Annotated in this window: 9 protein-coding genes and 2 pseudogenes; 6 read left to right on the forward strand and 5 right to left on the reverse strand. The window is 59.9% G+C overall.

Annotation, left to right across the window (positions count from 1 at the left end; all coding sequences use genetic code 11):
* Positions 1 to 207: 207 nt before the first annotated feature.
* The gene (locus NKI70_RS33380; protein ID WP_352694297.1) at positions 208 to 390 is read left to right on the forward strand and encodes a hypothetical protein; all 183 of its coding nucleotides are present in this window, start codon (positions 208 to 210) and stop codon (positions 388 to 390) included.
* 163 nt (positions 391 to 553) lie between these two features.
* Here the strand turns inward: NKI70_RS33380 and NKI70_RS33385 are convergent, their stop codons facing one another.
* Both NKI70_RS33385 and NKI70_RS33390 read right to left on the reverse strand, forming a co-directional pair.
* Positions 554 to 1,327, reverse strand: a complete 774-nt coding sequence (locus NKI70_RS33385; RefSeq protein ID WP_352726362.1) for an exodeoxyribonuclease III — start codon at positions 1,325 to 1,327, stop codon at positions 554 to 556.
* Between the two features lie 141 nt (positions 1,328 to 1,468).
* Positions 1,469 to 1,627: pseudogene (locus NKI70_RS33390) on the reverse strand (DUF3606 domain-containing protein); the annotation flags it as partial.
* A gap of 398 nt (positions 1,628 to 2,025) precedes the next feature.
* Here NKI70_RS33390 and NKI70_RS33395 point away from each other — a divergent pair.
* Complete coding sequence (locus NKI70_RS33395) at positions 2,026 to 2,229, forward strand: CsbD family protein (RefSeq protein WP_352450279.1); 204 nt, start codon at positions 2,026 to 2,028, stop codon at positions 2,227 to 2,229.
* A 1,154-nt stretch (positions 2,230 to 3,383) separates the two neighbouring features.
* On the opposite strand, the gene NKI70_RS33405 is transcribed toward NKI70_RS33395, so the two are convergent.
* Entirely contained in the window at positions 3,384 to 5,933 is a 2,550-nt protein-coding gene (locus NKI70_RS33405; protein WP_352726365.1) for a caspase family protein, read from the reverse strand.
* An 860-nt stretch (positions 5,934 to 6,793) separates the two neighbouring features.
* Here NKI70_RS33405 and ligD point away from each other — a divergent pair.
* The 3 genes and pseudogenes from ligD to NKI70_RS33420 all read left to right on the forward strand — a co-directional run bounded on the left by ligD (position 6,794) and on the right by NKI70_RS33420 (position 9,351).
* A pseudogene (gene ligD / locus NKI70_RS33410) lies at positions 6,794 to 8,562 on the forward strand (DNA ligase D).
* 116 nt (positions 8,563 to 8,678) lie between these two features.
* A complete protein-coding gene (locus NKI70_RS33415; RefSeq protein WP_352726373.1) occupies positions 8,679 to 9,152 on the forward strand; it encodes a hypothetical protein in 474 nt (157 codons plus the stop codon).
* Entirely contained in the window at positions 9,112 to 9,351 is a 240-nt protein-coding gene (locus NKI70_RS33420; RefSeq protein WP_352726370.1) for a DUF982 domain-containing protein, read from the forward strand. The genes NKI70_RS33415 and NKI70_RS33420 overlap by 41 nt, the downstream gene beginning before the upstream one ends.
* 481 nt (positions 9,352 to 9,832) lie before the next feature.
* Here NKI70_RS33420 and NKI70_RS33425 read toward each other — a convergent pair whose 3' ends face one another.
* Together NKI70_RS33425 and NKI70_RS33430 are read right to left on the reverse strand one after the other, a co-directional pair.
* Positions 9,833 to 10,198 (reverse strand): low affinity iron permease family protein, encoded by a 366-nt coding sequence (locus NKI70_RS33425; RefSeq protein ID WP_352694289.1) that lies wholly within the window; start codon positions 10,196 to 10,198, stop codon positions 9,833 to 9,835.
* 140 nt (positions 10,199 to 10,338) lie between these two features.
* Positions 10,339 to 10,500, reverse strand: a complete 162-nt coding sequence (locus NKI70_RS33430) for a hypothetical protein (RefSeq protein ID WP_352726368.1) — start codon at positions 10,498 to 10,500, stop codon at positions 10,339 to 10,341.
* Positions 10,501 to 10,732: 232 nt separating this feature from the next.
* On the opposite strand from NKI70_RS33430, the gene NKI70_RS33435 reads away from it, so the two are divergent.
* Complete coding sequence (locus NKI70_RS33435) at positions 10,733 to 10,900, forward strand: hypothetical protein (protein ID WP_352694287.1); 168 nt, start codon at positions 10,733 to 10,735, stop codon at positions 10,898 to 10,900.
* The last annotated feature ends 600 nt before the right edge of the window (positions 10,901 to 11,500 follow it).

Genomic DNA, 11,500 nt, shown 5'->3' on the forward strand with positions numbered 1-11,500 from the left:
CGAACAGCCAGATCGACGACCTGCTGCCTTGGGCCTATATCCGGGTCCCTGAACTCAGGGCCGTGGCCTGAGAACACCGCTTACACTTAAGTTCGCCTAGCTGTGCGCTGTTTTGACATTTCGACATCGCGGTGTCGGATTATTTGCATGCAAACGAGTGTTGCGACGCTATCCTCCCTCCTCAACGTAAGATTCTGGGAGGAATGTATGACTCCGCATGACCGACACGCCGTTGAAATCGTCAGAGACAAAGACTGGTCGGTTCGCGTGACGGTCAATGGCACCACGACCACCGTCCGTTTTACATCCGAGAGCTACGCGCGCTCGTTTGCAGATGGTCAGGCGTTCCGGCTGGGCGTTCAGGTGGCGGACCTTAAGAAGGCAGCCTAGCTGCGCGCCCGACGCGACCCGGCACAATATACTCGTCAAACGCCGCTTCGAGTTCGCTCGTGCAGGCGAAATCGCCCCTGGACAACAGCTTCCCGGTCTGGAACGGCGCGCCAAGCCTGTCATTCGAGAGAATCCGGTTTAACTCATCTGTGTTCCTCGCGGTTCAATAGAGCTTGATCCAGGCCGGCGCATGGTCGCTTGGCTTCTCCCAGCCGCGCATGTCGACATCCACGCCGGCACTGCGCAGCCGGTCGGAAAGCGAGAGGCTCACAAGGAGATGGTCCATTCGCAGGCCCGAACTCCGATCGTAGCCGCCCCAGTAGGAGAAATTCCAATAGGTGTAGATGCCCTTCTCCGGATGGATGCGCCGGACGGCATCGATCCAGCCACCTTCGAGCATTCTAGCATAGGCCTGCCGGCATTCCGGGAAATAGACCGCATCGCCCAGCCATCGCCTTGGCACCACGGCGTCGATTTGGGTTGGAACGACGTTACTAGTCGCCGCAGAGAACACTGGGTGCCCCAACTTCGAGCAAGTGCTGGCCGTAGTTGATGAGGCGATCGAACCAGCGCAGCTTGTAGTCGAACTTTGGGCCAGGCGCTGGATTGCCATTGGGCAGATAGAGACAGCCCACAACGACCCCATCCACCTCGGCCTCGAGCGGCTGTGAGTGTCGTCAGGATCGCCAGGCAGGCCGCGTCGGCGTTCCACAGGCTCCATTCCTCGGGCCAGGATCGCCACACCGTTGTAGGATTTCTGGCCGTGCCAGATCGCACCGTAACCCGCCTCTCTGATCGCATCGATAGGAAACTTGTCGTCCGACGTCTTCAATTCTTGCAGGCAAACGATGTCGTAGTCGCTTTCGCCTAACCACTTCAGGAGCACAGGTAATCGGCCGTTGACGCCGTTCACATTGAAGGTAGCGATGCGAGTCATGTGCGTGCCCCCTCGTGAGATATTCGCGGCAGCCGGTCATAGGCAATGTGGCCTATCCCCTGCGCTGAACCTCGAGCTCTTGATATTGCAACTTCCCCAGCGTCTGTGCGGCCGAGCCTCACTTCCTGCCCAGCTTGTCGTGACTTTCTTGCGACTGTTGGCGACTGACTTCACCGCCGACCTGACGTCAGCTTTGCTGGCGCCGGTTTTGCTCGCCTCATACTTCATTTCGTGGTCCTGCCCACCAGCGACCCTTGCCCGGTCATGGTTGCGTCCACGCGTTGTGCCAGTGTTCGCCATTTCTATCTACAACAATCGCCGTACCAGTCACCAGACAACGCGGCCGGACCCTTCCGGTTCAATGGTGGCGACGCGCGTGCCACGGAGCCAGCTCCCAGGCAGGGTATCGAATGAGCCCATGTATTCGGATCCGGCACGTCGCTACCGCGGGCGAGCCTAGCGGCTCGAAGCCTGGGTGGGCGATTTCGACATGGATGATCATGTGCGGGACAGCCGTGCTCCTCTCGCTCAACACGTCACGCTCCGCTCGGGGAGGTCGACGCGTCCCCAAAGGCCCACCATCTCCTGATTGGCGTCGTCACCTTCCCAACTGGAGACGTGAACATCAGAGATCTTCGTCCCGGAACTCCCTGGCCGGACGACCGTTTCGCCTTGTGCAAAACAATGGAGGATATGTCATGGACTGGAATCGCGTCGAAGGAAACTGGAAGCAGGTCAAGGGTAAGATCAAGGAACAGTGGGGCAAACTTACCGATGATGATCTTGATCGCATCGCTGGCAATCGCGATCAGCTCGAAGGCAAGATCCAGGAACGCTACGGTATCGAAAGGGACCGCGTTCGGCAGGATATTGACGATTGGTATGATCGGCAAGTCTGGTAGGATCGCATCACGCCGTCATCTACAGGAAGAGGTGCTGTTCACTTAACGGCGCTCCTTGGTGCGCTGGCAGTTGCAAGGTCAACCCGGCTTGTGTTGAGACAGCCAGCGGTCTGACCCAGCCGCTGCGATTGTAAGGCGCAGACGGACTCGCATGTGAGTTATGCGCTGACCGGCTGCCGTCCGGCTTTCCGCGATAACGCCGTAGGCGCGAGCGTGGCCGCTGTTAAGTTCTGCGGGCGGCGGACCTGATGTCTGCTCGGCCGGCGCCTCCCCCAAGCTCCCAAACGGGCAGCGGCAATCTCGTCTATGCGACAGCAATAGCCACTTGCACCGACAACATGCAGCCAAATCCAGCATAGACAGCAAGTAGCCCAACAGCGTTCCCCAATATCCTTGTGGGCGAAGTGGCTGACCTCGCCTCGAAGCTCAAGTTCGCCACGATCGATAGGGAAGGAGCCAGTCCTGGGCGATTTTTCGAGCTTGCTCGACCGTCAAATCACCGGACTTCCCGATCGAGGGTTTACGGCGGACGCCGGCATTGGTCCGGTATTGCAGCATGACGATCTTGCGCCCGGCCGGCGTGACTCCCTCACGAAGGCAGTCAGGTCTCATCGTCAGAGCTAGCGGGTCAGCCTCGTCCCGGAAGGCATGACGCGGCCAGCAATTGAATCCTCCCCGCCTGCCTGACCGAGGCCTGAGGACGACTTCACCCATTTCCGTCAGAGGCCGGTTCTCCCTGCTGTCTTTTGTCGTGTTCGGCGGGATGTCGATGACGACTGGCAAGTCTGGTAGGATCAGAAAGCGCCATCGAACGCCAGGCTCATGCAATCCTTCTTCGGTCTGACCTGATCAACCCCAGCCGCCTCCCCCGCTTCCACCGCCACCGCCACCAGAAGGAATGACAGGCGCAGGAACAGGCTCGTCCTCAACCGGTATAATCACTTTCTTCGCGGTTTTTTGTTTGCGAACGGGCTTGACGACCTTCGGCGGAGGCACCCGGCGGAAAATCTTCGGCTGGGGCGTTTCGACCAGTGGCGTCGGTTCAACTCTCGGAACCAGGGAAGTGCAGCCCATGAGGCCCGCCAACAAGCCGGATAACGCTGTTCCAAGTATTGCGTGTTTCAATACTCTGCTCGCCATTGTCTCCTCCTTGGTCAGAACAAGTCCCGACGCGGATTGGCTTCTTCCCAGACTCGTCTGGCCGCGTTAACCAGTTGAGTGTCTTGTGAACCGGACCCGGGAAGCTTCGATTTCAGTTCCTGTCGCAGTTGCTTCAACGCCGCTGTTTTTGGCTTCGGTCCGAACTTTGCCAGCGACCTCTGGGCGTCCGGCAGTTCCTTGCGCACGTCAAGTGCGGCGGCAAGCGCAAGGAAGCGCACGGCAAGGGCCTGATCGGCCTTATCGCCCTTTTGCATTTCGAGGGCCGCGCGATCGTAAGCTGCGGACGGATCACCCCGAGCGATCCCAATTTCGAAGAATCTTTGCGCTTCTGCGAGGCTCCGTCCCACCCCGACACCATCCCGATACATGCGTGCGAGGCTGCCGGGCGCATACGGCTGACCGAGATCGATTGCCTTCTGAAATAGCGCTAACGCCGTTTTGGGGTCCTTTTCCACGCCCTGCCCGGACAAGTAATTGCGCCCGAGCAGGTTCATGGAATACATGTCCTGCCGCTGGACACCGGCTTGCAGGAAGGCAACAGCGCGGGCCGGGTCAGCGGTTACGCCGTTGCGGCCCTCAGTGAAGATCGCGGCCAGATCGTTCATGGCATAGGTGTGCCCCATCCCTGCCGCCTTGAGCAGCAGGTCCAAACCCTTGCCGGTGTCGGGCTTGACGCCATACCCATTGAACAAGGCGCGACCCCACGACGTCATTCCGTAGGGATCGCCTTTGTCGGCGGCCGCCGCGTAGAGGGCATTGGCCTGGGTGCGGTCCAGGGCCACGCCGGCTCCGGTCGCATACATGTAGCCGAGTTCGAACACGGCGCGTACATGTCCCTTCCTGGCCGCCTCCTCGACGGCTGTCTTGGCTTCTTCGACCTTGCCTGCCGCAAGCAGCGCCCGCCCCAGTTCGTAGCGGAAGCGCGGGACTTCCGGATAAGCCTTTACCGCGGCCTCGCAAAGCTCAACCGCGCTAGCGCCAATTTCATTCGGCAGCAGGCCGGGGCTGACGCCTTGCAGATCGAGAGGTTCGCCGGCAGCCGTGTCGCACGGATTGATCGTCGGCGACAGTTTCATCGTGGCGGGCTTTGATGAGCTGCTGTCCGCCCGGATTTCGAAGCCGACCTCGACCTTGGTTTCCGCGCCGATCTGCGGTTCATAGCGCAGCCGATCGACCTCTCCGGCCATCAGGCTCGACTGCGGCGACAGGGTTCGATCGGGCAGCGAGAGCGTTCCCGTTGCCGGATAACTCGATACTTTAAGGCTGACGGCGGGATCATCGGTCGGGAAATCCAGATTCAGCGCAACTGGACCCACGCCCACCGGAACGTCGATGTCGCGGTTCTCGATCGCCTCGGCCGCACCGGTGATATGAATGCCACGCTCCAGCACCTGCTGCTTCTGCTCGGCCTCGAGCGAAGCCATGATCTGTTCGCCTTGCGCGCCTTCACCGCTCTTGACCCGAAACACGACGATGCCTTGGGTCTGGCCGCCCCAGTTGTCATGCGTCGCATAGGCCAGCATGTCGACCTCTTCCTGCGGGGCGACTCCCTTGGGAACATCCATCTGCAGGCGCGGCAGATCCTTGCCCTGGATCGGCACGCCCAACTCAACAGCCTTGCCGTCCAGCATCAAACGTCCCAGGCCGGGCGGTCTTTCGATGCTCAGGGTAATCGTGCCACCATCGACATCGACCGGTTCAGGCAAGCCCAAGTCGACGGGTCCGACTCCTGACAGCACCACCTTCTCCAGCACGGGCGGCAGCGATGGTCGATTGCTGCGGCGCATCAGGACGACTTCGTCGATCAGCGATGAGTTCTCCCAGGGAACCTGGAGGCCGTTTGTGGCCTCGACCACATCGCGGCGCACCGCCGCCATCACGGTGCGGATCTCCTGGTTCGGGGCCAGCGCGCGACGGGAAAACGCCGCCGAAAACGGGCTGAGTTCGCCGGCGCCGTCATAAGCCGCCGCCCCGGGTTCGGTGGCAAAGGCAATCAAGGTGTTCAGCGAGCTTCTCACCTGTGCGAGCCCGGTATTGCCGGCAGTGATGAGCTGGTCTCTCAGCCAGTAATTCTTGCGTGGGAACGGATTGTTGCGGCAGGCATCGAGTATGATCACCTGAATCTTTGATTTCGAGCGTAACTGTTCCAGCACATCGTTGAGCTTGATGGCCTGGACTTCGATGTCCGCCGCCTGCTTCAAGGAGGCATCGACCGGGATCAGAAAATTTTCGCCGCCGATCTGAAAACCGTGGCCGGAGTAGTAGACGACGGCCAGTTCTGCGCCGTCTGCGGCGGCAAGATAGTTGCGGAACTGCTCCTCGAATTGCAGCTTCGTCAGATCGCTTGCGACGAAGACCTCGAACCCTGCCAGTCGAAAGGTTTTTGACACGTCCTCGGCATCCTTGGCCGGGTTCTTGAGTGCGGGGAATTGTCGGTACTCCGAGTTGCCGATGACAAAGGCGACTCTTCGGTCGGCGCAAGCGTCAAAGGTCGTGAAGCTCGCGAAGAGGAAGGCTGCGATGATTCCGCAAAGTCGGAGCATGGCAATTCCCTTGAACGCTATTGCCTCGCCCACAAGAACACGGCATGTGCTAGCAAGGTCCGTCAGAGAGCATGCAATCCGCCGAGACAGAAAGAGAGAAAAGCCGTCGCGACGGCGGGCATATTCCTCACTTGATCGAATACTAAATTACATCAGGGACCGAGTGTCTGCAACGTCTGTCACACCTCCAGGCTACCGCCAATCCCAATTCCGCCACTGATATCGGGAGGAGCAGCTGCGGGAGGCGAGGATTGCGGCTGCGAGTTTCTGGCATTTTTTCGGCTGGGAACACCCTTTGCTCCGCACGGGGGCGACATCGCAGGCGACACTTGCTCGCCTGGGCCTCTGCAGTAAGGTCACAGGCTCTTTGCAGGCTCGGCCGGAGTGCAAAAAGAGTCTCCCCAGAAGTTCAACGATCGGCTGGGTGGCCGACGTCATTCGCTTAGTGTTCTTGTAATACGTGCTGAGAGCATGGAGCGAGCCCTTGCCGCAATCTCCGTCGAGGTCATGCGATAACAACCTGGGCGGCGCGAGCCAACTGACCGGAAGCGAAAATACCGAACGGCGTTGAGCCCGGGTCATCGCCCCTCGCCTTCTGCTGCGATCAGCTTGCTATCCTCGGCCTTGGGACGGGAGTGCATGAGAGGTTCGAGGTTGCGACCGACGCAGCTAGTCCGCCACACATCGTCGGCCATCGCATCTCCCGCGTCGAGGCAAAGATCACGAACTGGAATCTTCGCCAAAGGACAGTGCGGTCCACCGAAGATCTGAGGGCCCGCCCAACTTTATGCAACTTTCCTAAAATGCCCGGAACCGAGGCTCGTCCTGCGGCTCGAGTCGATTTCTGGAGTCGCAGATTCATGAGTAGCGCAAGGGACCGGCTTTCCTTCATCGAGTTTCAATCACCCACCCTGGTGGCCAAAGCTCCCGAAGACGGCGAATGGCTTCACGAAATTAAGTACGATGGTTACCGGACCCAACTCATCGTCGAGCGAGCAAGAGCACGAGCCTTCACACGTCGCGGCTACGACTGGTCGCATCGCTACAAGAGCATTGTCCAGGCCGCGGCGAACCTGCCGGTGAAGTCTGCGATCATCGACGGCGAAGCCGTTGTCCTCGGCGAAACGGGTCTGCCGGACTATCAAGCCTTGGAGCGGGAGTTGGGCAACCCGAACTCGCCGAGGCTTATCTTCTATGCGTTCGATCTGCTGCACCTTGACGGGCGCGACCTTCGCCAGCAGCCGCTGGTTGAGCGCAAGGCCGCACTGGAGAAGCTGCTGAGCGATACAGCGCCAAAATTGATCTATGCCGAGCACCTCAAGGTAAGCGGCAGCGCCATGTTCGCACAGGCCTGCAGGATGGGCCTGGAGGGGATCGTGTCCAAGCGCGCGGATGCGCCCTATCGCTCCGGCGTCCAGACGAGTTGGGTCAAGGTCAAATGCATCAAGAGCGACACTTTCCCGATTGTGGCTTTCGTCGAGAAGCTCGGCGCCCGTCCGCGCCGCATCGCATCGCTCTACATTGGCAGGCGACAGGACGACCGGCTGCTTTATGCAGGCAAGGTCCAGACCGGCTATACGCTTGAAGCATCTCAACGTCTTCGCGAGCGGCTCAACCCCCTGATCATCGACAAGTCGCCGCTGTCACTGCCTGTCGACAAGCCCAAAGCGACCTGGGTCAGACCAGACGTTCTGGCGGAGGTGCAATTCACTGGCGTGACGGATCGCGGCATCTTGCGCGAGGCGGTGTTCAAGGGATTGCGCGAAGACCTCGTGCCTATCCCGGCAAAACCGCCCGCACGGTCGAAGCGACGGCTGGACCGGAACCATGGCGTCCCGCGCGAGAACATCCTGCAACTGCTGCCCGATGCGGTCTCACCCTCCAAAGAAGAGCTCGCCGGCTACTGGGAACGGGTTGCCGATCAGGCGCTGGTTCATCTTGGCCGGAGGCCGCTGAAGCTGGTTCGCCATGCCTTGGGGGCCATCTTCTATCACAAGGGACCGCTGCCGGACATTCCCGCAGCAGTGCACCAATTGCGGGTCCAGAAGCGCGAGGGTGGTGAAGGGGTGCGCGTGTGGGTGGATGATCTTTCCGGTTTGCTCGGACTGGTCGAAATGGACGCCGTGGAGCTTCATCCCTGGAACGCTACGGTGGACGACATCGAGCATGCCGATCGCGTCGTTCTGGACCTCGATCCCGGCGAAGGCGTCGAATGGTGTGAAGTGATCGATGCCGCTTTGGCGCTGCGCGACATCATGGAGGCGGCAGGTCTGAAGAGTTGGCCAAAGTCACAGGCGGCAAGGGGATCCACCTGATGGCCCCGCTTCAAACGAAGATCACCCACGAGCGCGCCCGGCAGCTCGCAAAGTCCCTTGCTCAGTGCCTTGTCGATGCTGATCCCGATCGCTATTTGCTGTCGGCCGATCCGGCAGCCCGAAGAAGCCGGATTTTCATCGACTATCTGCGGAACGGACGTGGCAATACGGCCGCTGGCGCCTTCTCCCCGCGAGTGCGGCCCGGCTTCCCGATCGCGCATCCTGTGACCTGGAGCCAGGTTGAGCGTGGCATTAAGCCGGACGCCTTCACGATCAGCCATCCCTTCACGGCGGCCAAGAAAAGGGCAGCGTAGCGTGTCGAGAGCCGCCAACTTGCGCTCGCAGCCCACACGCGACGGAAGGCCCGTCTGAGATTCCTCCGCTGCATATGTGGAGCATTGCGCCTCGCTGCATCCTCAGAGTAGTTCCGATGCGGCAGGGTGGCTTACCCAACCCAAGCGGCCTCACATTTCTGTCGAATGCAGCACGCTGTGCTTTCACGAGCGCGTTGCGCGCCTTCTTCTCCGGTGACTTGACTGCCGATGGAATTGTTGTCACGGCTGCGGCGCGAGCAGCTCGTTTTGGTTTGTCCGCCGCAGTTGTTGCAGGCGTTTCTGCCTTGCGCCCCAGCCCTATTGATTTTGCCAAGGCCGAGCGACCCGCCAACGGGCGTCATTTGAGTTTAGGATTGCCCCGAGAAGAGCCTGTTCAGTCTCAATTGCATCGGGTAGCGGGGCTTGAAATCGCGAAGATGCGCGTTCATGCAACCTCCGCCCTTTCTTCGCGTTTAGCCGCGTTCAACCCTGGCGAGCGAGAAAATGCCGGCGTTCATTCCGATTACAATTTACCTGAATTGCAAGCCGATGGTGGTTGCATCAATATCCGATGCTGCGAAAGCCCTTGAACAACCATGGCCACACGTGGCCAAGCCGCAGCGGCTCGAAGCCGTCCGAATGATCAAGGAATGCTTGGCCGGTCATTGCAACCAACAAGCTGCGATCGATGCCTTCAAGGCGGCCGCAATCGAACAGGGACTTTTTACCCAAAGGCCTCCGAGCGTAGGCCTCACGAAATTCGACGCGGTTGTTAGAGACATGGTGTGAGCCCATACTGCTCTCGCCATCTGGACCGCTGGCAGGCTTCGCCGGCCATCGCTATGCCGACGAATTCCGCGGCGTCGGCATTCTCTTGAGAATGCGGCAGCGCTCGACGGCGGTGCGCTTCCACATGGCGCGGTCAAAGCCGGGAGACCTGAACATGGCTTGGAAGTGCTTCCGCCAGGTCGGCGAAAGATGCACTCCCACCGAATACGATAGGCCGCTATGATTTCGACATTGCGACCGCGGCACAACCAGTCGAGCTGCGCCCTAGCGGCAAGTCCGGCGAGCCCGCTCGCGTCCATCCCGGTTTGCAACAGCCAGTTTTCTTGCCGACTACCAAACAATGCGCATACGTTAGATTAACCGCCCTCCGCTTACGCTTACCGCTGCCGCGCATCTCGTGGCGCTTGGCCGCCGCTGGCGGGACCTTGAGCGACCGCGTCCTGCTGGACTCAGCTTGCCCATGATGGCTTTTGAGTAGCGCTCACGCGCCAGAGACTCCCCCGTGCTTGGTTTCTCGATCAGCCGCAGCCGCTTCCATTTCGAGCCGCGCCAAATGGGCCTTGATTTCCTCAGGCTCGGCGTGCTCCAGCCCTACGACATTGTTCCTCGTTTCCTTCAATGCAACGATAATCTCATCGAGCTTGGCATGGATGGCAGCAGTGTCGCGATAACCCTGGATCAGAACAACGCCGGTAATCACAATCGCTGCTACTGAAAGCGCATAGGTGATTACGCTTGTTAGGCCGAAAGGGACCATCGCAGTGCAGGCTATCATGGCCACGATGATCAGATAAAAGCCGGGCGGCCGGGACAAAAAGTCAGCAACTACAAAGAGAAATCGGTTCATGTGAATCCCGGTTGGGCCTCGATCTTGGGTGCTCGTCAATGCGGTCCGAGATGCGGACGGCTCTCGCCTATGAGCCAGCGGAATGAGGCTCCGGGACTGCGCATGAACAGTTGCTGTGCAGTCGTCCCTACTTTTTCCACTTATGCGGGAACGTCATCCTTTCCGGATAGGACGCGAGGGTTGGCACGAGAGACGCCGTCGTTCATTCCCCCTTTGTGGTTCTTCTCGGACTGGCCCCTCGCGTCCGCCTCTGGTTGCGGCTTGCCGGCCAGCTCTTTTTCAAAACGGGTGTTTTTCGACATGGCTCTCTCTCCATTGAGAAACGCCAACTCGATATGAGGAGCAAAGTTCCGCGGCCGGAACCAACCTCGTGCAGATTGCTTAGTCACCTGCTTCCGCTTTTGTACTTCGTGCCCGGAGGCGGTGATTGCCGGCAGTTGCCGGGATCGGTTGGAACTCACAGCACGAAAGCTTGCTCTCGCGCCCCCAAAAGTGACAGATTAGCTGACTAACTGATTCACGCAGTCAGACTGAATGGCAAAGCAGAAACGAAAGCTCGATGCGCGTCAGGTGCCACCTTCTCCAGAGGAGACTCAGGAGGCCGCCTTCTATGCGCGAAAATGCGGGCTGACGACGGACGAGGCGCTCAAGTTGATCCGCAACGCAAAAGTGCTCACCTCGGCCGCCGTCAGATCCTACTAGGCTCGCAGTGTTCGGACCGCTTTCTGCCGTGCCTCTCGCTGGCGCCTCAGTTCGTTGCGCTTGGCAGCCAGTGGAAGTCGTCATGCCCCGATGAAAGGATCTTGGCGAATGTGCCGTTTGCGATCCATGAATTAAGGCAGTGCGCTCGCCCGCATCTTGATCGTAGCCGAAACATCTCTGATTTCACGGGTGTGGCGCAACATCCAGATTTCGGCCCTTTCGCTAGTCGCATATCGGTATGGCCTAGTAGTCGCCTTCGAACGACTCAGCTTCGCCATGGCCAGGAAATCGAATTCCGGGCAGGACGGCCTCGACTTCGCAAGGCCGCGTCGGAGCGCGCGCTGGATGCGTCAGAATGACGAAGCTGTCGACCTCATCTCCTCATGGCTGCTGGCATGCCGGAAATTCGTTGGCGGAATGCATGAAACCCCGATTCCATGTTCTCATTCTGCTTACGACCGCGTCGATCCCGGACCCACGCGAAAGTCCGCCGCACCTTCGGCACGGCGGGCTTTGGGGTCGTGTCCCCAGACGTGGTGTAGCTCGGCGGTAGCGAAGCCGCTCGCGAGCGCGCCCTCAACAGCGCCGTAGCGAGCGAGC

The sequence above is a fragment of the Mesorhizobium sp. M0500 genome, assembly GCF_040321165.1.
In the GTDB taxonomy this organism is placed as follows: domain Bacteria; phylum Pseudomonadota; class Alphaproteobacteria; order Rhizobiales; family Rhizobiaceae; genus Mesorhizobium.

Coding starts and splice junctions, on each gene's coding strand:
- NKI70_RS33380 (WP_352694297.1), top strand. CDS start 208: ATGACTCCGCATGACCGACACGCCGTTGAAATCGTCAGAGACAAAGAC.
- NKI70_RS33385 (WP_352726362.1), bottom strand. CDS start 1,327: ATGACTCGCATCGCTACCTTCAATGTGAACGGCGTCAACGGCCGATTA.
- NKI70_RS33395 (WP_352450279.1), top strand. CDS start 2,026: ATGGACTGGAATCGCGTCGAAGGAAACTGGAAGCAGGTCAAGGGTAAG.
- NKI70_RS33405 (WP_352726365.1), bottom strand. CDS start 5,933: ATGCTCCGACTTTGCGGAATCATCGCAGCCTTCCTCTTCGCGAGCTTC.
- NKI70_RS33415 (WP_352726373.1), top strand. CDS start 8,679: ATGCGGCAGGGTGGCTTACCCAACCCAAGCGGCCTCACATTTCTGTCG.
- NKI70_RS33420 (WP_352726370.1), top strand. CDS start 9,112: ATGGTGGTTGCATCAATATCCGATGCTGCGAAAGCCCTTGAACAACCA.
- NKI70_RS33425 (WP_352694289.1), bottom strand. CDS start 10,198: ATGAACCGATTTCTCTTTGTAGTTGCTGACTTTTTGTCCCGGCCGCCC.
- NKI70_RS33430 (WP_352726368.1), bottom strand. CDS start 10,500: ATGTCGAAAAACACCCGTTTTGAAAAAGAGCTGGCCGGCAAGCCGCAA.
- NKI70_RS33435 (WP_352694287.1), top strand. CDS start 10,733: ATGGCAAAGCAGAAACGAAAGCTCGATGCGCGTCAGGTGCCACCTTCT.